The organism is Paenibacillus sp. EKM206P (assembly GCF_011066155.1).
Classification (GTDB): domain Bacteria; phylum Bacillota; class Bacilli; order Paenibacillales; family Paenibacillaceae; genus Paenibacillus; species Paenibacillus polymyxa_D.
The window spans coordinates 130,076-155,137 of record NZ_JAAMNQ010000010.1; the positions used below are offsets into that span (position 1 = coordinate 130,076).

Genomic DNA, 25,062 nt, shown 5'->3' on the forward strand with positions numbered 1-25,062 from the left:
GATGTAAATCACGCATATAAAAATCCTCTTGAAGCACATCTCTACAGAACACGCTAGTGTTGATGTGGATGCTTTGTCTTCAAGAGGATTATCGAAATCTAATGTTAGTAATACGTTGTTTTATGAATTTATAATATCATATTGCTCCAATATCTGCCGATGTAACGGGTGGTCTGCGGTTATGGAAGTATAACGCGTCAGCGCCACACCCAGCCCTTCGTTGCGGATCACCTGCTGAAGCTCGACTGCCTCGGGGTCTTCCGTAATATCAAATTTACAGGCAGCAGCCATTCCTAACGCCAGATGATCCGTCGGAATGCCATACTCCTGCGCTTGGAGCGCGGGACGTACAAGACGGTCATTGGGAGACAGCTTGCGTAATGGTGAACGTCCGACCCGAGTAACATCGTCTATTAGATTAGGGTTGCGGAAGCGATCCAAAATTTTAGAGATGTACTTCCTATGCTCCTCTTGATCCAAACCGAAGCGCTTCACAAGCACCGCTCCCGTTTCCTCCAGTGACCCTTGTATCGAATCCACCACCTTGCTATCCTTCATGGCCTCCTGAATGGTAGCATAACCTGCCGTATAACCAAGATAAGCTGCCACGCAATGTCCCGTATTTACCGTGAACAGCTTTCGTTCAATGTAAGGCTCTAGATCCTGCACGTACAGGATACCTTCGATTTCTTCATGCTCAGATGCCATTTGCGAACGATCCACCACCCACTCATAAAAAGGCTCTACCTGCACATGTAACGGGTCCTCGTGTTGCTGGATCGGCACAATCCGGTCTACGGCAGCATTTGGAAAATACACCGAAGCCTCAGCCTTGGCACGGGTCGCCTCATCCAATAGCGCAAAAACATGCTCTTTCAGTTGCGCACTACCTCCGATTGCATTTTCACAGGCAATCACATGCAGCGGCCTCGCTCCTCGCTCTACCCGCCGCTTGATGCCCTCCGCAATGCCTGCTGCAATGTGCTTGAGGATGCTGACACCTACTGCGGTCGTTACCAGATCAGCGTGGTCTACCGCATCGGCTACAGCCGCTGCATCCTTGCCGTCAATCGCCGTCACATTCATGACCAGCTCCGTATCCTTTGTATCATTGGCTAACTCTACGGTGTATTGTTTACGACGGCGTAACTCGGATACAAGGGTGTCATTGACATCTGAAAAGACAACCTCATAGCCTGCACGCGACAGAATCAATCCGATAAAGCCGCGACCGATATTTCCTGCTCCAAAGTGGACGGCTCTCATAGCTCCAGCTCACTTTCGAACAGATCTATAATTTCCTGTGGGGTCACCGCGTTGCGAAGTTTCTCCATGTTTTCTTCCTCTGCACACACCACAGCAATACTCGTCAAAATCTCCATATGATCGCCGCCTTGTGCTGCAATGCCGATTACCATGTATGCTTTTTCTTCCCCAAAATCTACGCCTTGCGGAAACTGAACGATGGAGATGCCTGTGGATTGAATAAGCGTCTTGGATTCCTTGGTGCCATGTGGAATAGCCAGCCCGTTCCCGATATAGGTGGACACGATCTCCTCGCGTTCCAGCATCTTGTCAATGTACTCACTTGAAATATGTCCTGCATCCAGCAGGATTTGTCCAGCCATACGAATCGCCTCATATTTGTCTTTGGCGGTTGCATTCATTTTTACTTTGTCTATCGTCATAATACTCACGGTAGGTTCCTCCCTGTCCCTAATTTACTGTGTAAAAATCCAGCTAGCTCACTCGATATATAATTGACAATATGATCCCTGCTACCGTGTTCCAGTAGCGTAACCATGTCTTCCTGCAAGAGTAATGCACTAATCTCGCTCAATACCTCCAAGCTTTCTCTCGGCAGCTCACGAGGTCCTAACATGAGCAGCACGCATTCTACCTGTTCGCCTGTATCCGCCAACAGCGGCTCTGCCAGCTTATACAAGGTAAGCGAAGGTTTGCGAATATAGTGGCTACGCGTATGAACTAAAGCAATGGAGGTATCAGAGATCACCTGACTACCTTGGCGCTCTCTTTCCATGAGTTGTGCAGCAACCGCAGAAGGCTCTGTAACATTCCCCCGCCCCGCCTCCAACATGCATATAGCCTCTACGGTCGCCGCCATATCCATCTCCTGATTTTCCAGCGGGTACACTTGAAATTGCTGTACAATGTGTACAATTTCATCGAGACTTTTCCGCAGACCGGTAAGCCACTCCATGTCCTGACCGGGCTGAACGACGTGTTCCTGCTGATGGTCATCAGGATGATTGAGTGTAATATGCTGGATAAATTGACGCAGGCGATCACTCTCCTCCTGCGTCAGCAGCGGGCTGATCTTAAGATAGCGATCTGGTTCAAGCGGTAGCTCTACTGTCGAAATGATCAGATCATAATCCTCCTTGGGGATCCGCGCCGCCTCGTACCATGAGGCCCTATCCACAATTTTGATCTGTGGCAGCTCTTTGGCGAGCCTTGTTGCCAGAAGTCTGGATGAACCAATGCCGCTCGTGCAGACTACGATGGCCCGCACCTCCCGCCGCAATTGTCGCAGCCGCTCCAGCGAAGCGCCGAAATGCATGACGAGAAATCCGATCTCTTCATCAGGGACTTTCATTTCTGTCATGTCCGCCGCAGCCTTTTTCACTGAGTCGAATAAGCTGCTGTAATCCTTGCGGATTTGCTGAAGGAGGGGATTACGAATCGACTTGCCTTCCTTCAAACGTTTGAATACCGGAGCCATATGGGCAATCAGTCCTTCACGCAGAACACGGTCCTCTTCCAATGGCGTGCCTGTTTCTTCCTCCACACGACGAATCAACTCATGAACCGACTCCAGCAGTACAAGATCATCGAGCGGCAGCAGCCGGGTAGAATGATCCTCGGCATCACGGAACAGCAGCCTGAAATAAGATCGTTCCGGGTCCGGAAAGTTAATATCCAGCGCCGCTGACAATTCTGCGCATATGCGTTCTACCATAGCTGTACGCAGCATGATATTCTCATCCGAATCTGTTTTTAAATAGGAGAGAAGAGGATCCATAACATACCCGAGTCGTAGACGTGCCAGCGAAACGCAAATCTGAATCAGCAACTCCATATATTTGCTTTCCACCATGTTTTCCAGCCACTTTTCATGGGGCTGCCAGAGGGCCTTTTCCACGATCAGCAAGTTCCCTCTGCCAATCATCTCCAGCAATTTGTCGGAGACACGAGTCACAGAACGAACCTCTCCCTGGCTGGAAAACAGATCAGATTCATCCAAATGTTCGAGGGCCAGCTCGGAAATCGCCCGTCTTTTGTCTATCTCCCGTCCGGTAATCTCGACACCATATCCCCGTCTGCGGACAAGCACGAGCCCTCGATCTCCGATCCAGTCTTGTAATTCGTCCAGATCATGACTGACCGTAGTTACCGTGACTTTCAGATCTGAAGCCAGCGCCAGCAGCTTGATCGGCTCCCGTGTATCCAGCAGCATGCAGAGAACCACGATCTTTCTCTCCTCAGCCGAATATTCGTCTGGATTCGTATACAGCAATTGCTTTCGCAGGCATACAAGCTGAGCTGGGTCTGCATCTATACAGATACCAATCCCTGACTTTTTCTCCAGCTTCACCTCATGAGTTGCCAGCCAATGCTCGACTGCGCCCAGTTCCCGATGAACCGTCCTTGTGCTGACATTGATCTTCGTGGCAATTTCTCCGGCTGTAACCTCTTTGGACTGCTCCAGAAGATATTCCACGATGTCACGTTGTCGTTTCGTAATATTCATAAGCGCATACCGTTCCTTCCCAAGCTCATCCCTCCAGCAGGAGACGTACACTGCATACAGTCAGCCTGACTAAGACGGGGATTAAGAATCGGATTTCAGACGTTCAACCAGCGCTTCGTATTCAGGACTCTTCAAAAAATTGTCAATGGAAATGTGCTCAGCTTTCGGAGCTACTGTTTTAGCCCGGTCTGTCAACGTTTTTTGCGTAATGACAATATCCGCATCCTGTGGAATTTCACTGATTGCCGTATTCGTAACTGTTACGTCTACGCCCGCCTGCTTCATTTTTTTGCGTAAAATCGAGGCACCCATCGCGCTTGAACCCATACCTGCATCACAGGAAAAGACAATCTTGTTCACTTCGGATTTATCCTTGAGCGTTCGATCTGTGGCAATCTCGGCAGCACGATCAGCTTCGTGGTTATCTTCCATTACAGTGGCATTAGCACTTGCACTCTTGCTTTGATTTTTCATATCTTTCAGACGGGATGCAGCTTCCTCCAGCCCCTCTTCTTGTTGCTTACCAGTCTTGAGTAACACTGCGGCAACAGCAAAGGATACGACCGCAGCAGCGATCACCCCGCTTAGCATTGGCAAATATCCGCCTTTTGGTGTCATTAGAAAATAGGCGATAATGCTGCCCGGTGAAGGAGCAGCAACCAGTCCGGCACCTGTCAACATGAAACAGAAGGTTCCCACAACGCCCCCAGCTATAGCTGCAAGAATCAGAATCGGCTTCATCAAAATGTAAGGGAAATAAATTTCATGAATCCCGCCGAAAAAATGAATGATGACCGCTCCAGGAGCCGACGACTTCGCAGAGCCTTTACCGAACAGGCAGTAGGCCAGCAAAATACCGAGCCCCGGCCCAGGGTTGGATTCCAGCATGAACAGTACGGATTTCCCTGTTCTTGCAGCTTCCTCCAACGCAATCGGACTTAATACTCCGTGATTCAGCGCGTTGTTTAAAAACAATACTTTTCCGGGCTCAATAATGAGGTTGACAAGCGGCAATAGCCCTGCGTTCACGAGGAACTGTACCCCTGCCGACAATACTTGACTGATCATTTGTACAACTGGGCCGATCGCCACATGGGCAAGCAGTGCTAGAATGGCACCGATAATCCCGGCCGAGAAATTATTGACCAGCATTTCAAAGCCTGATCTGACTTTGCCTTCAATGGCCTTGTCGAACTTCTTCAATATCCATGCAGCCAGCGGACCAGCTACCATCGCGCCCAGGAACATCGGGATATCGGCCCCCACAATGACCCCCATCGTCATAATGGCACCGATCACACCTCCACGCTGTCCGTGAATCATCGTGCCCCCTGTGTAACCGATCAGCAGCGGCAGTAAATAATTTTTCATTGGATCAACCAGTTGTGCAAAACCCTCGTTCGGGAACCATCCGGTCGGAATAAAGAGTGCTGTAATCAATCCCCATGCAATAAAGGCTCCCATATTGGGCATAACCATTCCGCTAAGAAAACGGCCAAAACGCTGTACGGCGACACGAGTGCCTCCTTTTGAACTTGGCTTTGTGTCCAATGTGCTCATATTCAAATCCTCCTTGTAGGTAAGCATCACTACCTTTTCTTAAAATTCATACTAAATGACAGCGCTATCTTCATCAACGAAATGAAAACGTACTTTCGTCATGAACGTTGATGACAACATTTAAATTTAAATTATCCAGGAAGATATTATACCTGCATAATTCTTCTTAATATGACCTGTAGCTATAGAAATTAGTCGAAAAACCGCGCTGGATTATGTATGATTCCTATATGGGGACAACCCACTATATCAGAACAACACACGTAATTACGTTTTCAAAAAAAGACAATAAAATAGCCGCTACGTCAAATCATAGCGACTATTTTATACAAAAATCGAGCAAACTAACGATGCTCTTATTCAATTAAAAATCAATATAAAATTCCGAATAACACGCTATTATTTCATGCTGCATTGCTCTATTTATTACTCCGAAATCAACTGCTCATACTGATCCGCCGACAGTAGTTTGCCCAATGCTTCCTCCACATCTTTATCCATCTCTACTTCGACCATCCAACCTTTGTCATAAGGAGATTCATTCACTAGCTCAGGTGTACCTTCCAGCGCTTCATTCACTTTTAATATGGTTCCCGTCACCGGAGCAAAAAGGTCGGATACCGTCTTCACCGATTCAATCGTACCGATCTCCGCTCCCTGCTCAATCGTTACTCCCGCCTCAGGTAATTCTACAAAAACAATATCACCCAGTTGATGCTGTGCAAAGTCTGTAATACCAATCCGCACCGTTCCATTCTCTGTCCGCTGAACCCACTCATGTTCGTCTGTATACCAAAGTTGCTGCTTCACTTCACCCATTCTGTTCCCCTCACTTCCATATGAATAAAATCGCATTTGCTCACCTGTATTAGACAGGTTAAGATTATGACAATAAGAACACTCATGTCAATAATACTAACAAAAATACTTCATATCACCTCCTATAGCGCTCTATATAAAAATATAATAATTTATAACAAACGCTTACATATCCTTATTTATATATTAAATGTTTTTTCTATTGTTTTTGATGACATTTTTATTGACATTTTGAATGAATTTGCGTATTAATGGGTTATAGCAAATACTTTGGGAAACACCCCGACAACTGCAAACGCGGATGAACGCAGAGGGAGAGACTGCCAAAAAGATTCGCATAGCTGTTGCCGCTTGTGAGACAGTTGTGCACGCGAATCGGATCAAGTTGTTATCTGCAAAGCCAGGTAATATACTGCTGATCCCGAAGGTAGCGCCGAAGGAGTAAGCCTGCATTGCAGGTGAATCTCTCAGGCAAAAGGACCTCTGCCGGACGCATCTCTGGAGAGCATTCGCTATTGGAGCGGATCACCCAAGAGGAAACCCGGTACATACCGGGGTAACTTTCTGGTATCAAGGACAGAGCTGAAAAAAGAGTATAGACTGCTGTCTATACGTTTTTTTCGGCCTGTCTTTTTTGTTTTGCCGATCACACCGGATAGGAGTGGAAACATGACTAATTTGCGAAAAACACCGCTATATTCGTCCTACGGGACGCAGTCTGGGGTTCGTTGTATTGACTTTGGCGGCTGGGAGCTCCCCGTTCAGTTTAGCGGTATCCAAAAGGAGCATGAGGCCGTCCGGCAACGTGCGGGTTTATTCGATGTATCGCATATGGGTGAGTTTTTGGTTGAAGGCAAAGAGGCCGAAGCTTTTCTACAAAGGGTGACCACGAATGATGTCAGCCAGTTGGAACCAGGTCAGGCACAATATTCACTCCTGTGTTACCCCGATGGAGGTGTAGTAGACGACCTGCTTGTTTACTGCAAAGGACCGGAGCGCTACATGCTCGTTGTGAACGCCTCCAACATTGATAAGGATTGGGATTGGTTACTTCGTCATGTGCCTGCATCCGTTCACATGGAGAATGTGTCTGATGCAATAGCATTGCTGGCATTGCAGGGACCGGAAGCAGCACGTATTGCCGCAGCCGTGGCAGATACGGATATTACGAATCTGGCATCTTTCCACTTTCATGAGAACGTGCCATTGTTCGGAGCAAAAGCACTCGTCTCACGAACCGGATATACGGGCGAAGACGGTTTTGAATTTTATGTACCTGCTGCGGAAGCACCCGCCGTATGGGAGGGTTTGCTTCGTTCCGGTGAGTCGTATGGGCTGATTCCCGCTGGACTTGGTGCTCGGGATACACTACGCTTTGAGGCTCGGTTGCCGCTGTACGGACAGGAGCTATCTGCCACGATTTCACCACTTGAAGCCGGTCTAGGGTACTTCGTCAAGCTGAATAAAGGAGATTTTATCGGTAGAGAAGCACTGCAACGTCAGAAAGATCAAGGGATTCCTCGTAAATTGATCGGGCTGGAAATGATTGATCGCGGCATCCCACGCGCCCATTATCCGGTATTCGCAGAAGGACAACGCATCGGTGAGGTCACAACGGGGACTCAGTCGCCCACCTTGAAGCGTAATCTGGGCCTCGCCTTGGTGGACAGTCGTTTTAGCGCCCTCTCCACACCGCTGGAGGTTGAGATTCGTGGCAAACGCCTGCGTGCCGAGGTAGTGGCAGCACCCTTTTATAAACGCCCGCGCTAATCTTAAACTCTCTTCATTCCAATAAAGCAAACATGTCAGATATGAACTTCCGGGTTTTTCAGCTCACACTTTTTTATTAGCTAATTACGATTTAAAATTTTGCTTTTCGAAAGGAGCCAGAACCTATGAAGCAGCATCGTTATCTCCCTATGACTGAACAAGATCAAACCGAAATGCTGCGTGTGGTGGGTGTATCATCCATTGATGATTTATTCAGTGACATTCCAGAGGCCATTCGATATCAAGGGGAACTCCCTCTTTCTTCTCGACTCGATGAGAAAGCCTTAACCCGCCACTTGGCCGAGCTGGCTGGACACAACGCCAATACAGACACACATGCCAGCTTTCTTGGCGCAGGAATTTATGATCATCATATTCCGTCCGTCATCCAGCACATCACTTCACGCTCGGAATTCTATACAGCCTACACCCCCTATCAGCCGGAAGTAAGCCAAGGCGAGCTACAAGCCATTTTCGAATTTCAGTCGTATATTTGCGAATTGACGGGCATGGCTGTAGCTAATGCCAGCATGTACGACGGAGCGACTGCACTGGCGGAAGCGGGCTCACTGTCCGCCGCAGCTACCCGCCGTAAACAGCTTATCGTATCGAGGTCCGTCCATCCAGAGGCACGTCAGGTATTGGCAACCTATGCACGCGGATTGAATTTGGACATCGTGGAGATCGGCTGTTCGGACGGTGTAACGGATGCTGATGCGTTAGCGGCGGCCGTATCGGAACAGACCGCGGCTGTTTTGGTCCAAAGCCCCAACTTTTTCGGAGCCGTGGAAAATCTACAGCCGATGGCTGACCTCATCCATGCACACAAAGGTCTTTTGGTCGTCAGTGCCAACCCACTGGCACTTGGCTTGCTGGAGACACCCGGCAAACAGGGCGCGGATATTGTGGTAGGAGACGCGCAGCCACTTGGCATCTCCTCTTCTCTCGGCGGTCCGACCTGTGGATACTTTGCCGTTTCTCAGGCACATATGCGCCGTATCCCCGGCCGTATTGTGGGTCAGACCACTGATCGCAATGGTAAACGCGGCTTCGTGCTGACCTTGCAAGCGCGCGAACAGCATATCCGCCGCGAAAAGGCCACCTCTAACATTTGTTCCAATCAAGCGTTGCTAGCTTTATCTGCATCTGTATACTTGTCTGTTATGGGTAGACAGGGGATCAAGGAAGTAGCCGAGCTAAATTTGCATAAAAGCCGATATGCTTTAGAGCAATTGCTGAGCTTGAAGGGCGTAACTGCCTCGTTTAACGCACCGACCTTTAACGAGTTTGCCCTGAGACTGCCTGAGGGTACAGATATGAGCAGACTCCAGGCCGAGCTGCTAGCTGCTGGATTTATCGCTGGCTACGATTTGGGCCGGGACTATGAGGAACTTGCTGGTCACATGTTGATTGCCGTGACGGAGCAAAGAACCAAAGAAGAGATTGACCAATTTGTGCACACCTTGGGGGGATTGCTATGACACATACCGGACAGGATCAGAAACAAGAGCTGTTAAAGGAACACGATCAAGCGCTCATTTTTGAATTGAGCCGTCCGGGTCGCATCGCCTATTCCCTTCCCGAGTGCGACGTTCCCCGTCGCCCGGTGGCAGAGCTTTTGCCAGACTATGCGCTGCGCAGCGAACCTGCAGCATTACCCGAGGTATCCGAAGTAGACGTTATTCGGCATTATACCGCCTTGTCCCGGCGCAATTTTGGCGTGGACAATGGATTTTATCCGCTCGGCTCCTGTACGATGAAATACAATCCGAAGGTGAATGAGGATGTCGCCCGATATACAGGCTTCGCCAAAATCCATCCATATCAGCCCGAGGAGAGCATCCAGGGTGCCATGGAGTTGCTGCATACGCTCCAAAATGATTTGGCTGCGTTAACTGGCATGGATGCCGTCACGCTTCAGCCCGCCGCGGGCGCCCATGGCGAATGGACCGGGCTGATGATGATTCGCTCATACCACGAAGCACGTAGTGAGCGACGTACCAAGGTGCTCGTGCCGGATTCGTCGCACGGAACGAACCCCGCCAGTGCAACCGTCGCAGGCTTCGAAACAGTCACCCTTCCTTCCACCCCTGAGGGGCTAGTGGATCTGGATGCGCTGCGTCAAGCCGTAGGCAACGACACTGCTGCGCTCATGCTGACCAACCCGAACACGCTTGGGCTGTTCGAGAAGCAAATCACTGACATTGCTGCCATCGTGCATGACGCGGGTGGTCTGCTCTACTATGATGGGGCGAACTCCAACGCCATCATGGGGATTACCCGTCCCGGAGATATGGGCTTCGATGTAGTGCATCTCAATTTGCACAAAACGATGAGTACCCCGCACGGTGGCGGTGGCCCCGGCGCTGGACCTGTCGGCGTAAAGCAACGGCTCATCCCTTATTTGCCCAAGCCGCTTGTCGCACGGGATCCACAGGGGGTGTACCACTGGGACCGGGAACAGGGAGATTCTATTGGACGGGTTAAAGCCTTTTACGGGAACTTCGGTATTCTCGTCCGTGCCTATACTTATATCCGTAGCTACGGTCCTGATGGCTTAAAGCGTGTATCGGAATGCGCTGTACTCAATGCCAATTATATGATGCATCGGCTCGCTCCACATTTTGATCTGCCCTACCCTGGACATTGCAAACACGAATTCGTGATGTCGGGGCGAGGCTTGAAAAAATTTGGAGTGCGCACGCTTGATGTAGCCAAACGGCTGCTTGATTTCGGCTACCATCCACCTACAATTTACTTTCCGCTGAATGTAGAGGAGTGCATCATGATCGAGCCCACGGAAACGGAAAGTAAGGAAACACTTGATGCTTTTGTCGACACTATGATTCATATTGCGCGGGAAGCAGAAGAGAACCCTGAGCTGGTGCTCAATGCACCATATACTACTCCAGTCACACGATTGGACGAAACTACCGCAGCCCGCAAACCTGTACTGAATTGCTCATGCAGTTAAAACAAATTCTACTTAAAGCATGCAAAAAAGCCGGTATCTAATTAGATACCGGCTGCTGTATGTACACAGCAATTTTTTGTTGGAAAAAGATATAACCTTTGAAATGTAATACCCTTCCTTAGCCTTCGATGCTTTGAACCAATTCAACAACCTGTTCTGCTGTTTGCATGTCCAGAGCTTTTGTAGCCAGTTTTTCCATGTCCGCACGGGACAACTTGGAAATTTGACTACGTGCTGGCAGAATGGAAGTGGCGCTCATACTGAACTCATCAAGTCCGAGACCCAGCAGCAACGGAATTGCTGTTGTATCTCCTGCCATTTCGCCACACATACCAACCCAACGTCCTTCACGGTGAGCAGCATCAATAACCATTTTCACCAGACGCAGAATGGATGGATTGTATGGTTGATACAGGTAAGAAACCCGCTCGTTCATGCGATCCGCTGCCATTGTGTATTGAATCAGATCGTTTGTACCGATACTGAAGAAATCTACTTCTTTTGCGAATTGGTCAGCCAATACCGCTGTAGAAGGAATTTCTACCATGATGCCCAGTTGAATTTCTTCGGATACGGATACACCCTCAGCTACCAACTTTTCCTTTTCTTCCAACAAAACAGCTTTAGCTTCACGGAATTCGTTCAGCGTAGCAATCATTGGGAACATGATGCGCAAGTTACCATGCACACTCGCACGCAATAAAGCACGCAATTGAGTGCGGAAAATATCCTGGCGATCCAGACACAGGCGAATAGCACGGAATCCGAGGAACGGATTCATTTCTTTCGGCAGGTCCAGATAAGGAAGTTCTTTGTCACCACCGATATCCAAAGTACGGACTACAACCGGTTTACCTTCCATTCTTTCCAGAACGGTTTTGTACGCTGTATACTGTACTTCTTCGGATGGAAGCTTATCGCGTCCCATGTACAAGAACTCCGTACGGTACAAGCCAACGCCTTCACCACCGTTGTCCAGGACACCAGCTACATCATTAGGCGTACCAATATTGGCTGCCAGTTCGACATGGACACCATCGACAGAAACCGTAGCTTCGCCGCGCAGCTTGCGCCACTCTTCGCGTTGCTTGTCGTATGCCACTTGTTTAGCACGGTATTCTGCAACAATCTCTTCGGTAGGGTTCACGAATACGTGACCATCCAAACCATCAACGATAATCAAATCGCCGCTTTTAGCTTGAGACAATATATTTTTTGTTCCCACAACTGCAGGAATTTCAAGTGAGCGAGCCATAATAGCCGAATGCGAAGTACGTCCGCCGATATTCGTTGCAAAACCTTTAACAAATTCACGGTTCAGCTGAGCTGTGTCGGAAGGTGTCAAATCTTCTGCAAGCACAATCGTTTCTTCGGCAATTTCTGCAGGACTAACAAAATGAACACCAAGCAGGTGATTCAGGATCCGCTTGGTTACATCACGCATGTCCGATGCGCGTTCTTGCAAATAGGCACTTTTCATGTTTTCAAACATGGAAATGAACTGTGTAGCTACTTCATTCAAAGCATAGTCAGCATTAAGCTGCTCGTCTCTGATTTTAGCTTTAACCGGATCGATCAATTCAGGGTCATTCAAAATGAGCAGGTGAGATGCAAAAATTTCTGCTTTTTTCTCTCCCAGTTCCTTAAGCGTTTTCTCCTTAATCGATTCCAATTCGGTTTGAGATTGTGCCAAAGCCGCATCCAATCTTGCGATTTCAGCTTCAACATCACCAACCGCGCGTCTCTCTACAGCGTAATTCGGATGCTCCAAGATAAACGCCCGGGCAATGGCTATGCCTGCCGAAGCGGCAATCCCAGAAATCTTAAGCATGAACTTCGCCCAGCCCTTCGTTGACGATTACATTTTCAAGAGCTTTCAGTGCTTCGGCAGCTTCAGCGCCTTCGCAGATAATGTTAATAGTATCGCCTTGTTCCAGACCCAGAGACAATACACCCAGAATGGATTTCAAAGTTACTTTTTTACCGTTAGCTTCGGCAAAAGATTCAGCACCGCTGAATTTGTTAGCTGTATTTACCAGCGCAGTTGCAGGACGTGCATGGATACCGTCTTCATCCGTAATTCTAAAAGTTGTTTGCATAATTTGTTCCTCCCACTTTCCTAAAGATAATATTTGTTTACACGCAGTATACCGAATAATTGATCAGACGGCCTAAGCCGCCTAATCAACTAATCCGAAACACATAGAGTTTATTTTATCGTAATTATACCATCTTCGCCAGCCTTCAATACTCCAGTTTTGTTTAAAGTTACCGAAGAACCTTCAGGAAGGTTAGTAAAAATGACAGGTGAGATGATGGATTTAGCGTTTGCCTTCACGTATTCCAGGTCTACTTTCATAATAGGCTGGCCAGCTGACACAAGATCGCCTTCGTTCACCAAAACGTCAAATCCTTGACCTTTAAGCTTCACTGTATTCACCCCGATATGAACAAGCACTTCTTTACCGCCATCGGATTGGATACCAACCGCATGCTTGCTCGGGAATACATTGAATACTTTGCCGTAAACAGGGGACACAATCGTTCCATCATTTGGCACGACCGCAAAGCCGTCACCTGTCATACGTTCTGCAAATACCGGATCGGGAACCGTCGAGATATCAACCAATTCGCCGTTAACAGGCATTACAATATCTTCTACAATAATGGTTTGTTGTTCTTCTCCAGCTTCCTTCTCCTCTTGTGGAGCAGGTTGCGCCGGAGCTGGTGCAGGTGTACGTCCAGCCATGATATCAGCCATTTGAGATTTAATGGTGTCGGAACGTGTACCGAAAATTGCCTGTACATTGTTACCGACTTCAAGGACACCCGATGCGCCAAGTTGTTTCAGACGAGCTTTGTCAACGTTTGATTTCTCATTAACCTCGATCCGAAGACGTGTGATACAAGCATCCAGATGCTTGATATTCGATGAACCGCCGAAAGCTGCCAAAATGTTGTGTGGGAGCTCATCACTACTACCAGTTGCTGCGCCATCCACATTTTCTGTGGCTTCTTCACGCCCTGGTGTTTTCAAGTTGAATTTCCGTATGATGAATCGGAATCCGAAGTAATAAATAACTGCCAAAATCAGACCGACGATGATTACATACCACCAAGGCGTACGGGTTGGAATAATCCCGAAAATCAGGAAGTCAATAAATCCGCCTGAGAAGGTCATACCGATTTTGACATGTAAAATTTGCATGGTCATAAATGACAGACCTGCGAATATACAGTGTACTGCAAACAGCAGTGGAGCTACGAACAGGAAGGAAAATTCCAGTGGCTCCGTAATACCTGTCAAGAACGAAGTCAATGCTGCTGAACCCATAATACCTGCTACATATTTTTTGTGTTCTGGTCTTGCTTCATGGTACATCGCAAGCGCTGCTGCTGGCAAACCGAACATCATGAATGGGAATTTACCCACTTGGAACGTACTTGCTGTCAAAGCCACTCCGTCGCGAAGCTGGCTGAAGAAGATCTGCTGGTCACCGTGAACGGTTTGACCTGCTTTGTTAACATATTCACCAAACTCAAACCAGAACGGTGAATACCAAATGTGATGCAAACCAAATGGAATCAGCGCGCGTTCGATAACCCCGAACAGGAACGCCGACAAAGTCGGGTTGGAATACACCATAAAGTGAGATACTGCGTTAAGTCCTTGTTGAACTGGAGGCCAGATCAGAACCAGTGCTAGTCCGACAATAAGTGAGGATACCGCCGTTGCAATTGGAACGAAACGCTTACCCGCGAAAAAGCCCAGATACGAAGGAAGCTCAATTTTGAAAAAGCGGTTGTACATGGCTGCGGCCAGTATACCGATGATTATCCCGCCGAACACCCCGGTTTGAAGCGTTGGAATTCCCAACACGTTCGCATAACCCGGTATTTTTTGAGCAATCAGACCAGGTGTGACACCCACGGCTGTACCCAGAGTAATGTTCATAACGAGGTAACCGATGATGGCAGCCAAACCTGCTACACCTTCACCGCCCGCCAGACCGACGGCTACGCCGACTGCGAACAACAGTGCCAGATTATCAAAAACGATTTGTCCGGCATTCATCATGATCGTCGCAACCGATTGAACCCAGCCCGCATTTAATGCCGGAATGTACTGGAGAAAATCAGGATTGACCAGCATGTTACCGATACCCAATAAAAGCCCCGCAGCTGGCAAAATCGCTACAGGAAGCATTAATGCTTTACCGACACGCTGTAAAACGCCGAAAAGCTTTTTAAACATACCTTCCACATCCTTCTCTGAAATTTAGAACAGAGGCAAAACAACAAAAAAGGCATGAGCCGATTTAAGTATGTTTGAAAACAACCTTGGGATATAGCTTACCCCAGTAGGCTGTAAACAATCATAACTTAAAGCAACTCATGCCTGATCGAATCAGTAACACGTTAAATGTTCAGTTGTTGTCTTCCTCATTGCAGAATTGATTATAGCACCCCGCTAAATGCGAGGCAATACTTTTTTATTCCGGTTTTATCACTTTTTGTTGCTCCCCCTGCTCTTTGCGTTGGGACAACCGCTGCAGATGCATTGTCAAATAACTAACCTCAGCCGGATAAACAGGTTTACGTAGCCTTTTTTCCATAATCTTCGTCAGTTTCCAGGACAGCATATACATTTCTGGATATTCTTCATTCAAAAGCTTGTCCAATCGATAAATTTCCTGCACAATCTCTCCCCGGCGCACACGTTCAATCGCAAACCTCAGATGAGTCAGCAGTCGAGAATAATCAAGGGATTGGAGAGGAATTCGATAATCCAGTGTCGTCTCGACAACCTGAACCATATCAGCAATCAGACGAGAATCCTTCCTAACCTCGGAAATATGCTGGTTTGTCATGGCGCTATAAATATGCAGGGCCACGAATCCGATTTCATCTTCTCCCAGATCTACATTCATCTTATCCCTGATTAAAGCAACAGCCTGCTCAGCCATCTTGTATTCCTGAGGATATATTTCCCTAGTCTCATACAAAAACGGATTATGAATCGTAATTCCCTGTTTATGACGGTTGATGGAAAAAGCGATATGGTCAGTTAAAGCAATCAGAATGTGCTCATTTAGAGGCTTCTTTGCTTGAAGCTGAACAAGATGAAGCACCTCACCGATGACCTCGATGAGCTTTTCATCCAGCTCAGGAAGCAACCGTTTGTATTGCTCCTGTTCTTCATGGCTTTTTAATATAAATAATTTTTCAACTGAATCCAACGGCATAAGATCGCCGGGTCTGCGATTGAAACCGATTCCTTTTCCAATCACGACAACCTCATCATGCTCGGGGTGCATTCCTATAATCACATTGTTATTCAGCGCTTTGGCCACTTTTAGGCTGCTCACATCCGCACCTCTTTTATCAGAACCTTGATCCTAAGAATTATAGCATGAAGCTCAGAGGAATCCACGTTAAAGTACCAAATATTCGGCTAAAGGTCAATAAAAAGAAAACGCTTTTCATCACATTGCCGGAAAATGCTGTGATGAAAAGCGGTCTTTTGGTTAGGGATAGAAGCTCCCAAAGACTTATCGTTATTCTTTATCTGTTAGTGCTGCCTCCACCGAGGCTGGAAGAGGCTGCTTGTTCGCTTCACCGGAGGACGGCACGGAATGAAGGCCTTTTTTCCCAGTGGTCAGCCCCTTGATTAACTGCTCCACATCAATACCAGATACACTTTTCAGCATCTCGGGCGCCGTAGCCATCAATTCGGTGACATAATTGCTGACACGCGCTGCTCCTTCTCCTTTTCCCGTATCAACTACGGTGAGTTTATCGATGGACGCAATCGGTTCGGCAATACGTCCAGCCAGCTCAGGCAGCATTTTTACGATAATATCGAGCACGGCAGCCTCTCCAAACTTCTGGAACGCCTCCGCCAGTTTTTCCTTGGCCTCCGCTTCTGCAAGTCCACGCAAACGGATGACATCTGCGTCTGCCGTACCTTTGGCGCGTTCGGCATCCGCTTCTGCTTGCCCGTTTAGACGTTTTTGTTCAGCTGACGCTTTAGCCTGTGTCTCAATCGAGTATTGCAGTGATTCAGCCTCACGCATTTTACGCGATTTATCTGCTTCCGCCGCTTGTTCGACCGCATACCGATCGGCTTCTGCCTTCTTTTTCACTTCCGCATCATATTGCTTTTCACGTACCTGTATTTCCTTGGATTGAAGGTCAATTTCCCGTTCTTTGCGCACCAGCTCGACCTTCATCTGCTCCTCGACGGCAGTCTGCTTGGCACGGGCCTCCTGGATGTGATAAGCCTGATCGGCTTCTGCCTTCGCTGTATCCTGTTCTTTTTTAAACGAAGCCACTTTCAGTTCTTTCTCTTTGGCTGCCTCGGCAATGTTGGTATCTCGCAGCAGTTCGGCCTTCTGGCCTTCCTGTTCCGCACGCGCCTTCTGAATCCGGGCATCCCGCACAGCTTCTGCTTCCGCAATCTCAGCATCCCGTTTCACAGCGGCAATTCTCGGCTTACCAAGCGCATCCAGATATCCGTGCTTATCACGCACATCTTTGATGGTGAATGAAACAATTTGCAAGCCCATTTTTTTTAGATCACGAGCAGCCACGCCCTGTACTTCCTGCGCAAACCGATCCCGATTACGATATACTTCCTCCACTGTCATCGAGCCGAGGATTGCGCGTAAATGCCCTTCCAGCACTTCCTGAGCCTCTCCCCTAAGAGCCTCCAGTGGCTTCCCGATGAACTGCTCGGCTGCTGTAGCCACATCTTCAATAGAACTGCCGACCTTGATGATCGCCACACCATCCGCAATCACGGGAACTCCTTGCTCCGTATACACTTCCGGTGTGGTTACGTCCAGTTTATGGGACAACAGAGAGATGAATTCGGACTGCTGGAAAATAGGCCAAATGAAGGCCCCCCCGCCGCGTACAATTTTAATTTTACGTCCAGAGTCATCCTCGGAAATATTTTTATTTCCCAGAAAAGAACCCGTCACGATCATCCCTTCATCCGGCCCTACCGTTTTGTAGCGGGCCCAAAAAGCGATCCCTAATATGACGATAACGATAACAACAATCCCAGGGACCAGCACAATATCTTGCAAATTTGACACTCCCGATCACGCTCCCTTCAAGTTAAGCGATTGCGCCGTCTAGGTGTCCAGGTACGCTACGCGGACGACGCCCTCTGCGACCTCAACCACGACGATACGGGTTCCCGCAGCAAGCGGTTTGTGATCAAAGCTCGATGCTGTATGTATGGTGTTGCCTGCACCCAAGCGGATCATAACCTCCCCGTAACCAACCTCAGGAACAGGAATGGTGACCTCACCAATCCGGCCAGTCAGCTCACGCATGGAGAAGCCGCTGGATACCTCCGAATTCGCCATGGGTTTGATAAACGCAAAGAACACGAGTATTCCGATGACAAACGAAATCCCTAAAGCAAGCACGACGACCCATCCCGTGCTCAGCCCGGTATACTTTGTCAGCAGTACTCCAGCTCCGCCAAAAGCGGTCATGGCTCCAAGTAAAACGACAGGTCTGAACCAATCAAGGCCCGGCAGCTCCAATGCACCATCCAGCCAACTACCGAGTACATCCCCGATCAGCACACTGACCACGGTAAAGATAGCGCCCCCTGCCAATAGCCACCAAAATATGGTTTCCATGCGACTCCTCCTTCCATGTACCTTTTCAGTCTGGTTTCCAGTCTATAACTATGTTTACGTATTCAACCTAAAAAAGTTTCAAAATTTTCCTCCAATATCCCAAATCAAACCCAAAAAAGCACGTTCGTACGTCTAATGACGCACAAACGTGCTTTAAATGATACAAATGTCGTTTTACAGGGATGCTTTGTAAATTTCGACTACATCTTCGCGATTGAGCTTGTTAAAGCCACCAAAAGATCCGAATTTCACAGCTTTATCAGCCATAACATCGATTTTGGACGCATCAATCTCGTAATCAGCCAGACGGCTTGGTGCACCAATCGAGTTCCAGAAATCACGCAACGCCTGAATACCTTCCAGCGCCACTTCCTCATCACTCTTGCCTTCTGGGTTTACATGGAACACATTGACAGCCAGTTGTTTGAAGCGTTCAGGCTTCACATGCAGATTGTGTTTCATCCAGTTCGGGAACAGAATAGCCAGTCCTCCACCATGTGGAATATCATAAACAGCAGACACCGCATGCTCGATATTGTGAGTAGCCCAGTCACCTGTCAGCCCCATGTTCAGGAAGCCGTTCAGCGCCATCGTACCACAATACATAATTGTTTCACGCAGCTCGTAGTTTTCCAGATCGTTGACCAGACCTGGAGCCGCGTCCATTACCGTACGCAAAATCGTTTCGCACCAGCCAAGTTGGACCGGAGTATTGGATTCCAGATGGAAATAATGCTCCAGCGTGTGTGACATCATATCTACGATTCCGTAAACCGTTTGATTTTGCGGCAGTGAGTATGTGTTCACTGGATCAAGAATAGAAAACGCAGGGAACGCAAATACGCTGCCCCAGCCCAATTTTTCCTGTGTTTTTTCATTTGTAATAACAGAACCCGCATTCATTTCAGAACCAGTGGCTGCCATAGTTAAAACCGTACCTAATGGCAATGCTGCCTGTGGTGCCGCTTTACGCTCTGCAAAATCCCACATGTCGCCATCATATTTTGCACCAACAGCAATGGCTTTGGAACAATCCAGCACACTACCGCCTCCTACAGCCAGAACGAGGTCGATTTGATGTGTTTTACACAATTCCACGCCTTTATGTACTGTAGATAAGCGAGGATTCGGTTCCACACCAGCCAGTTCCGTTACCTCTGCACCGATTTCACCAAGCAAACCTATTACATTATCATACAAGCCGCTGCGCTTAATGCTGCCGCCGCCATATACAAGCAATACACGTTTACCATATTTAGGAACTTCACGCTTGAGAGCCTCCAATTGTCCTTTACCGAAGATCAATTGTGTAGGATTATAAAATTCGAATGCTTTCATCGCAAACGCTCGCCTCCAATAGTTCTAAAGTTTAATATTAAGAAACTACTCTATTATAACCTTTTCGGTTACAGGAAACAAATCTGCTTTGTTTTCAGAAAAAAACCACACTCCTTGAGGAGCATGGTTCCATGTCATATCTTGGGAGGGTTCTCGTAGTATAGTATGTGCTTCGCAAGCAATTTTATTCTCCCAAAGTATATCCCAATTGTTTCATAAAACGACCAAAGGCCTGCTGTCCGGACGGATTCCGTTTATATACTCCTGCATGCTCTAAAATTTCACTGAATTTCAGTCCAACCTCATTTTGTATGGTACGAACAGCCGTCTCCTTGTCAGGCAAACGACCGAACCGAGTGTTTAACTGGTAAATCCAGTCTGCATGCTTAAACAGCGGATGTCCTTCTTGCTGTACAGCCACAGCCAGTTTGTCATCCCCACACAAAATATCTGCAATTCCATCCAGTTCATCCTTGAGCCGCCCCGGTAATATGGCAAGTCCCATAACTTCGATCAGACCGATATTTTCCTTCTTGATGTGATGCATCTCGCGGTGAGGATGAAAAATACCTTCCGGGTACTCTTCACTCGTTCGGTTGTTGCGCAGTACGAGATCCATCTGATACCTGCCTTCGGAATCACGGCGCACAATCGGCGTCACAGTATTATGCGGAATCGTTTCCCCCTCTTGCTCTGTATGAGAGAGGACATCAGCTACAGGATCACTATAAGCTTTCCAGGCTTCAAAAGCAGCATTTCCCGCTTCCAACAGCGCCTCGGCATCTGTTGACGTAAAACGGATGACCGACATCGGCCAATTTACAATCCCTGCTGTAACCTGCGGGAACGCTTCATTATGGTATACGCCGTCCACACCCGCTTTTTCAATTGGGAATGTATGACGACCACCCTGAAAATGATCATGGGTCAGAATCGATCCGCCGACAATCGGCAGATCCGCATTGGAGCCAATAAAATAATGCGGAAACGCTTTCGTAAAGGCCAGTAATCGGCGCAGTGTATCCTTCGTGAGCTTCATCGGTACATGATTATGATGGAACACGATGCAATGCTCGTTGTAATACACATAGGGTGAATATTGAAAAAACCACGGTTCCCCATTCAATTCCACCGGAATGATACGCAAATTTTGACGGGACGGATGATTTACTCTTCCTGCATATCCAACGTTTTCACGGCATAATTGACACTTGGGATAAACAGGCGGCGGCAAAAGCTTCGCCATCGCAATTTCCTTGGGACTTTTTTCTGGCTTGGACAAATTAATCGTAATTTCCATATCTCCGTAAGATGTCGACTGATTCCAGTACACATTGCTGGCAACCCGATCCATTCGGATGTAGTTCGAATCGATAGATAATTGATAAAAAGCATCTGTCGCCGCCTCTATGCCACGTTCAGTCTTCGTTTGATGAAAGTCACGGATAACTTCAGATGGTCTCGCCATCAGTAGGCCCATAATTTTGGAATCCAGCAAATCACGATACGTATCTGTGTTTTCGGGGATAAGGCCTATGGCAAAACCATAATCTATCAATACATTAAGCACAGGCTGGAGGGCTTCAGGGGCCATAATGCCCCCTACATCCCTACCTGAATAAGGCTCGGAAAAACCAAACTGATCCAATAACAAATTACGGCTGTAATCTGTGTCTTGCGGACCGATCAAGCCCTTATTTTGTGCGAATGCAACCAGTTGCTCCACCGCATATAGAGCCGACTGCTGTACAGTTTCGTCGATGTCATGGGCCAGATGCCGGGAATGTTCCCGGCCTTGGCCTTTATCTGCAGATTGGCGCTCGCTCATATGTCATCGTCTCCCGTCTATTCGTCGCCGTAGCCGTGAGGGTGCGACTGATGCCATCCCCATGCTCCGCTAATAATATCCTCCAGTTGGGTACGCGCTGGACTCCAGCCCAACACCGAACGAGCCTTGTCAGAAGATGCAACCAATATCGCTGGATCGCCTGCGCGGCGAGGTTCTGTCACAACTGGAATCTCGAGCCCGGTGACCTTGCGTGCTGTCTCAATTACTTCTTTCACAGAGAAGCCCTGTCCGTTGCCCAGATTGAACACGTTGCTGTCATTGCCTTCGCGCAAATAATTTACTGCACGCACATGAGCATCCGCCAGATCACTTACGTGAATGTAATCCCGAACACATGTGCCGTCAGGTGTCGCATAGTCCTCACCAAACACAGCGATGTGTGGACGCTGTTTCAAGGCTGTCTGGAGCACCAATGGGATCAGATGACTTTCTGGTCGGTGATCTTCGCCGATCTTGCCGCTCTCATGCGCACCAGCCGCATTAAAATACCGTAAAGACACATATTTGATGCCTAAAACTTTATCAAACCACGACATCATGCGCTCCATCATCAGCTTTGTTTCACCATACACGTTGGTTGGCTCTGTACGGTCACCCTCTTCAATCGGCACCTTTTCCGGTTCGCCGTAGGTAGCCGCAGTAGAGGAAAATACAATTCGGCGCACTCCGGCATCTTTCATCGCCTCCAACAAGCTCAGCGTGCCAAATACATTGTTGTCGTAATATTTACCAGGATTTTGCATACTTTCTCCAACCAGCGAGTTGGCTGCAAAATGGATAACTGCATCGATACTATTTTCAGAGAACAGTTTGGACAGTAATTCTTTATCCCTCAAATCCCCTTCATACAACTTGCCCCCAAGCAACGCTGCTTTGTGCCCTGTTTGCAAATTATCCAGCACCACAACTTCTTCTCCCAGATTCAACAATTCTGCTACGGTATGTGAACCGATATATCCAGCTCCACCTGTTACTAAAATGGCCATGTTATTCGTCCTCCTTCAGTTCTTTAACTCCGTCTCCTGCCTTGCATACATAAAAGCTGGCTTCCAGCCCTGTGCGGGTCTGATAAGCTTCGCCGACTTCCTTCACAAAACGTTCAACATCGTCCTCATGAACCAACGAAACCGTACACCCTCCAAATCCAGCTCCCGTCATACGAGCACCCAACGTGCCAGGAATGCGTCGGGCTTCTTCAACCATGACGTCCAGCTCCGTGCAGCTGACCTCATACAAATCGCGTAATGAATCATGAGAAGCATTCATTAACTGACCAAAAGCTGCAAGTTCATTCGCCGCGAGAGCATCGACAGAGGCCAATACACGAGCGTTTTCCTCCACCACATGCTGTGCCCGCCGACGCACTGTTTCGTCCGTGATGTGGTGCTGAAGCTCTCCGAAACGCGTCTCATCCAGCTGAGCGAGGTATTCCAGTGACGGCTCCTGCTGCTGCAAAATGGACAGTGCTTCGGCACATTGGCTACGACGCTCGTTATAGGCCGAGTCCACCAAACCGCGACGCTTATTTGTATTGCCGATCACCAACTTATAATCTCCCGTACGGAATGGAACTTTGCGGTAATCCAACGTATCGCACATCAGTAGAATTGCATGATCAGCTGCTCCGTTCGCTACAGCGAACTGGTCCATAATGCCGCAATTGACACCAACGTAATTGTTTTCTGCTCGCTGGGACAACAAAGCGATTTCGACCGTATCTGTTTTCTGTTTTTCAATAGTGAGGAACGCGTATCCTGTAACAACCTCAATGGAGGCTGAAGAGGATAATCCAGCACCGTTCGGTATTTCTCCGTGATAGAGCAGGTCATATCCCTTAGACGGATAAACTCCCTTATCAGCTAGCTCTACCAACACGCCCACCGGATAGTCCACCCACTCATCCGTTTTGTTTTTACCTATTTCTCCGCGGGAGATAGATACTTCATACGACAGGTTTGTCGAAGCAAAATGAATCTCATCATCATTACGCGCACGAAGGATCAGCGTCGTTCCAAATTCCAGCGCAGCCGGGAGTACATAACCACCATTATAGTCGATATGCTCTCCAATCAGATTGACACGTCCAGGTGCATGAAATATCCGCAGTTCATTGCTGCTTTCACCATATTTTTTAATAAAATGTTTCTTTAATTCAGTAGAGTTCATATCCGCATCCACCTCGTATACCGTTAGTAAAGGCCACCTGATTTCCCTGTAACATCTTAATCAGGTTGACATCTCTTATGATTTCAGTATAAATGAAAGCGTCACACAATGTAATGCATCCATGTGTTTAAGCTATGGATAAATGTGACTTGGATATGTACAATGTAAGTATACCGCATACGCTAAACTATTCACAAATGCAGGAAGGATGACCCTATTTTGCAAACGCATTCATATAGTTATGCTGTCGCCTCTAATCCAGTGTTTTATGAAAATAGCCCACTGCATGTGCTTTTTGCAGGAGAGAGCCAAACCAAATCCGGTCATGCCGTAGGGCCGAAAATCTATGATTACTATCTGCTCCACTTTGTAGAATCGGGCAAAGGCATCTTCCGAACGGAACAGCACACATATCAGCTTGAAGTAAACGATTTTTTCCTTATCCATCCTGGTCAGCTGGTGAGCTATACCTCTGATGAAGAGGAACCGTGGCGTTATCGTTGGTCTGCGTTTACTGGACACCATACTGAGCAGGTGGTGCAGGAGGCAGGGTTGCGTGTTCACCAGCCTGTCTTCCATGCTTCCGATCAAAGTCCAATCCCCGGTTATTTGAAGCAAATGCAATTGGCCTTTTATAGCAGAAAATCTAGTTCTCATTTATCAGCCTTGGGCTATTTGTATCTGATTATGGGGGAAGCAGGCAATTACCTGAGCGACTGGACTGATCCGTCCGGGGCGGATTCACAAATTCAACGTACAGTCAAGCAGATGGTGCAATATATGTCCACTCAGTACGCACATCCCGTTTCCATTGAGCAAATGTCTGAAGGACTTGGTTATAACCGTGCGTATTTGTCACGGATATTCAAAAAGGAAACGGGCATCTCCCCCGTCACCTATCTGCTTAAGCTAAGAATTGACAAATCACGTCAACTGCTGCGTGAGCGTCCTGAACTATCGGTAGAGCAAGTGGCCGCTTCGGTCGGACTAACTGATGCCTTATATTTCTCACGTCAATTCAAGCGCTTCTGTGGTCAGTCTCCAACCGAGTACCGAAGCAAGGTTAAGCAGTATCCACAGTCGTAAAACAGACTTAAACAGCCCGCATCCTTTAAACGGATACGGGCTGTTAATTTATATTGTATAAGAGAAC

Annotated in this window: 19 protein-coding genes and 1 riboswitch; of the genes, 4 read left to right on the forward strand and 15 right to left on the reverse strand. The window is 47.9% G+C overall.

All coding sequences use genetic code 11. From position 1 onward, the window contains the following. Window positions 1-120: 120 nt before the first annotated feature. The 5 genes from G9G53_RS19160 to gcvH all read right to left on the reverse strand — a co-directional run bounded on the left by G9G53_RS19160 (window position 121) and on the right by gcvH (window position 6,151). Window positions 121-1,266, reverse strand: a complete 1,146-nt coding sequence (locus G9G53_RS19160) for a mannitol-1-phosphate 5-dehydrogenase (RefSeq protein ID WP_165149649.1) — start codon at window positions 1,264-1,266, stop codon at window positions 121-123. Next, window positions 1,263-1,697, reverse strand: coding sequence for a PTS sugar transporter subunit IIA (locus G9G53_RS19165; RefSeq protein WP_165149651.1), 435 nt, complete (start codon window positions 1,695-1,697; stop codon window positions 1,263-1,265). Before G9G53_RS19165 ends, G9G53_RS19160 begins: the two co-directional genes overlap by 4 nt. Beyond that, window positions 1,694-3,772, reverse strand: coding sequence for a BglG family transcription antiterminator (locus G9G53_RS19170; protein WP_069012486.1), 2,079 nt, complete (start codon window positions 3,770-3,772; stop codon window positions 1,694-1,696). Before G9G53_RS19170 ends, G9G53_RS19165 begins: the two co-directional genes overlap by 4 nt. An 81-nt stretch (window positions 3,773-3,853) precedes the next feature. Then, window positions 3,854-5,332 (reverse strand): PTS mannitol transporter subunit IICB, encoded by a 1,479-nt coding sequence (locus G9G53_RS19175; protein ID WP_165149653.1) that lies wholly within the window; start codon window positions 5,330-5,332, stop codon window positions 3,854-3,856. A gap of 426 nt (window positions 5,333-5,758) precedes the next feature. Further along, complete coding sequence (gene gcvH / locus G9G53_RS19180; RefSeq protein ID WP_029515698.1) at window positions 5,759-6,151, reverse strand: glycine cleavage system protein GcvH; 393 nt, start codon at window positions 6,149-6,151, stop codon at window positions 5,759-5,761. A 393-nt stretch (window positions 6,152-6,544) separates the two neighbouring features. After that, a riboswitch (glycine riboswitch) is annotated at window positions 6,545-6,644 on the forward strand. 176 nt (window positions 6,645-6,820) lie between these two features. On the opposite strand from gcvH, the gene gcvT reads away from it, so the two are divergent. The 3 genes from gcvT to gcvPB all read left to right on the forward strand — a co-directional run bounded on the left by gcvT (window position 6,821) and on the right by gcvPB (window position 10,895). Beyond that, window positions 6,821-7,921: a glycine cleavage system aminomethyltransferase GcvT gene (gcvT, locus tag G9G53_RS19185; protein ID WP_029515699.1), complete on the forward strand. Its 1,101-nt coding sequence runs from the start codon at window positions 6,821-6,823 to the stop codon at window positions 7,919-7,921. 125 nt (window positions 7,922-8,046) lie between these two features. Then, window positions 8,047-9,402 carry an aminomethyl-transferring glycine dehydrogenase subunit GcvPA gene (gene gcvPA / locus G9G53_RS19190; RefSeq protein ID WP_029515700.1) on the forward strand — a complete coding sequence of 452 codons (1,356 nt, stop codon included), beginning with the start codon at window positions 8,047-8,049 and terminating at the stop codon, window positions 9,400-9,402. Continuing rightward, window positions 9,399-10,895 (forward strand): aminomethyl-transferring glycine dehydrogenase subunit GcvPB, encoded by a 1,497-nt coding sequence (gcvPB, locus tag G9G53_RS19195; RefSeq protein WP_165149655.1) that lies wholly within the window; start codon window positions 9,399-9,401, stop codon window positions 10,893-10,895. Before gcvPA ends, gcvPB begins: the two co-directional genes overlap by 4 nt. A 118-nt stretch (window positions 10,896-11,013) precedes the next feature. Here gcvPB and ptsP read toward each other — a convergent pair whose 3' ends face one another. The 10 genes from ptsP to G9G53_RS19245 all read right to left on the reverse strand — a co-directional run bounded on the left by ptsP (window position 11,014) and on the right by G9G53_RS19245 (window position 23,909). Continuing rightward, window positions 11,014-12,726: a phosphoenolpyruvate--protein phosphotransferase gene (gene ptsP, locus G9G53_RS19200; protein WP_029515702.1), complete on the reverse strand. Its 1,713-nt coding sequence runs from the start codon at window positions 12,724-12,726 to the stop codon at window positions 11,014-11,016. Then, complete coding sequence (locus tag G9G53_RS19205; RefSeq protein WP_013372579.1) at window positions 12,719-12,994, reverse strand: HPr family phosphocarrier protein; 276 nt, start codon at window positions 12,992-12,994, stop codon at window positions 12,719-12,721. The genes ptsP and G9G53_RS19205 overlap by 8 nt, the downstream gene beginning before the upstream one ends. A 110-nt stretch (window positions 12,995-13,104) precedes the next feature. Beyond that, on the reverse strand, window positions 13,105-15,150 hold the full coding sequence (gene ptsG, locus G9G53_RS19210) for a glucose-specific PTS transporter subunit IIBC (RefSeq protein ID WP_029515703.1): 2,046 nt from the start codon (window positions 15,148-15,150) through the stop codon (window positions 13,105-13,107). A gap of 238 nt (window positions 15,151-15,388) precedes the next feature. Beyond that, window positions 15,389-16,264, reverse strand: a complete 876-nt coding sequence (gene glcT / locus G9G53_RS19215; RefSeq protein WP_029515704.1) for a glucose PTS transporter transcription antiterminator GlcT — start codon at window positions 16,262-16,264, stop codon at window positions 15,389-15,391. Between the two features lie 189 nt (window positions 16,265-16,453). Further along, entirely contained in the window at window positions 16,454-17,989 is a 1,536-nt protein-coding gene (locus G9G53_RS19220) for a flotillin family protein (RefSeq protein ID WP_039272892.1), read from the reverse strand. Between the two features lie 48 nt (window positions 17,990-18,037). Then, a complete protein-coding gene (locus tag G9G53_RS19225) occupies window positions 18,038-18,556 on the reverse strand; it encodes a membrane protease regulatory membrane protein (RefSeq protein ID WP_029515706.1) in 519 nt (172 codons plus the stop codon). A gap of 174 nt (window positions 18,557-18,730) precedes the next feature. After that, window positions 18,731-19,894, reverse strand: a complete 1,164-nt coding sequence (locus tag G9G53_RS19230; RefSeq protein ID WP_069012479.1) for an iron-containing alcohol dehydrogenase — start codon at window positions 19,892-19,894, stop codon at window positions 18,731-18,733. Window positions 19,895-20,078: 184 nt separating this feature from the next. Then, window positions 20,079-21,722 (reverse strand): UDP-glucose--hexose-1-phosphate uridylyltransferase, encoded by a 1,644-nt coding sequence (locus G9G53_RS19235; protein ID WP_165149657.1) that lies wholly within the window; start codon window positions 21,720-21,722, stop codon window positions 20,079-20,081. A 17-nt stretch (window positions 21,723-21,739) separates the two neighbouring features. Further along, window positions 21,740-22,729, reverse strand: coding sequence for a UDP-glucose 4-epimerase GalE (gene galE, locus G9G53_RS19240; RefSeq protein WP_029515709.1), 990 nt, complete (start codon window positions 22,727-22,729; stop codon window positions 21,740-21,742). A 1-nt stretch (window position 22,730) separates the two neighbouring features. Continuing rightward, window positions 22,731-23,909, reverse strand: coding sequence for a galactokinase (locus G9G53_RS19245; protein WP_029515710.1), 1,179 nt, complete (start codon window positions 23,907-23,909; stop codon window positions 22,731-22,733). 219 nt (window positions 23,910-24,128) lie between these two features. Between G9G53_RS19245 and G9G53_RS19250 the strand changes: the two genes are divergently transcribed. Beyond that, window positions 24,129-24,995 (forward strand): AraC family transcriptional regulator, encoded by an 867-nt coding sequence (locus G9G53_RS19250; protein ID WP_069012478.1) that lies wholly within the window; start codon window positions 24,129-24,131, stop codon window positions 24,993-24,995. The last annotated feature ends 67 nt before the right edge of the window (window positions 24,996-25,062 follow it).

What these genes read in the sequence shown, in the direction of transcription:
- G9G53_RS19160 (WP_165149649.1), bottom strand. Translation starts at nt 1,266, where the DNA reads ATGAGAGCCGTCCACTTTGGAGCAGGAAATATCGGTCGCGGCTTTATC.
- G9G53_RS19170 (WP_069012486.1), bottom strand. Translation starts at nt 3,772, where the DNA reads ATGAATATTACGAAACGACAACGTGACATCGTGGAATATCTTCTGGAG.
- G9G53_RS19175 (WP_165149653.1), bottom strand. Translation starts at nt 5,332, where the DNA reads ATGAGCACATTGGACACAAAGCCAAGTTCAAAAGGAGGCACTCGTGTC.
- gcvH (WP_029515698.1), bottom strand. Translation starts at nt 6,151, where the DNA reads ATGGGTGAAGTGAAGCAGCAACTTTGGTATACAGACGAACATGAGTGG.
- gcvT (WP_029515699.1), top strand. Translation starts at nt 6,821, where the DNA reads ATGACTAATTTGCGAAAAACACCGCTATATTCGTCCTACGGGACGCAG.
- gcvPA (WP_029515700.1), top strand. Translation starts at nt 8,047, where the DNA reads ATGAAGCAGCATCGTTATCTCCCTATGACTGAACAAGATCAAACCGAA.
- gcvPB (WP_165149655.1), top strand. Translation starts at nt 9,399, where the DNA reads ATGACACATACCGGACAGGATCAGAAACAAGAGCTGTTAAAGGAACAC.
- ptsP (WP_029515702.1), bottom strand. Translation starts at nt 12,726, where the DNA reads ATGCTTAAGATTTCTGGGATTGCCGCTTCGGCAGGCATAGCCATTGCC.
- G9G53_RS19205 (WP_013372579.1), bottom strand. Translation starts at nt 12,994, where the DNA reads ATGCAAACAACTTTTAGAATTACGGATGAAGACGGTATCCATGCACGT.
- ptsG (WP_029515703.1), bottom strand. Translation starts at nt 15,150, where the DNA reads ATGTTTAAAAAGCTTTTCGGCGTTTTACAGCGTGTCGGTAAAGCATTA.
- G9G53_RS19225 (WP_029515706.1), bottom strand. Translation starts at nt 18,556, where the DNA reads ATGGAAACCATATTTTGGTGGCTATTGGCAGGGGGCGCTATCTTTACC.
- G9G53_RS19230 (WP_069012479.1), bottom strand. Translation starts at nt 19,894, where the DNA reads ATGAAAGCATTCGAATTTTATAATCCTACACAATTGATCTTCGGTAAA.
- G9G53_RS19235 (WP_165149657.1), bottom strand. Translation starts at nt 21,722, where the DNA reads ATGAGCGAGCGCCAATCTGCAGATAAAGGCCAAGGCCGGGAACATTCC.
- galE (WP_029515709.1), bottom strand. Translation starts at nt 22,729, where the DNA reads ATGGCCATTTTAGTAACAGGTGGAGCTGGATATATCGGTTCACATACC.
- G9G53_RS19245 (WP_029515710.1), bottom strand. Translation starts at nt 23,909, where the DNA reads ATGAACTCTACTGAATTAAAGAAACATTTTATTAAAAAATATGGTGAA.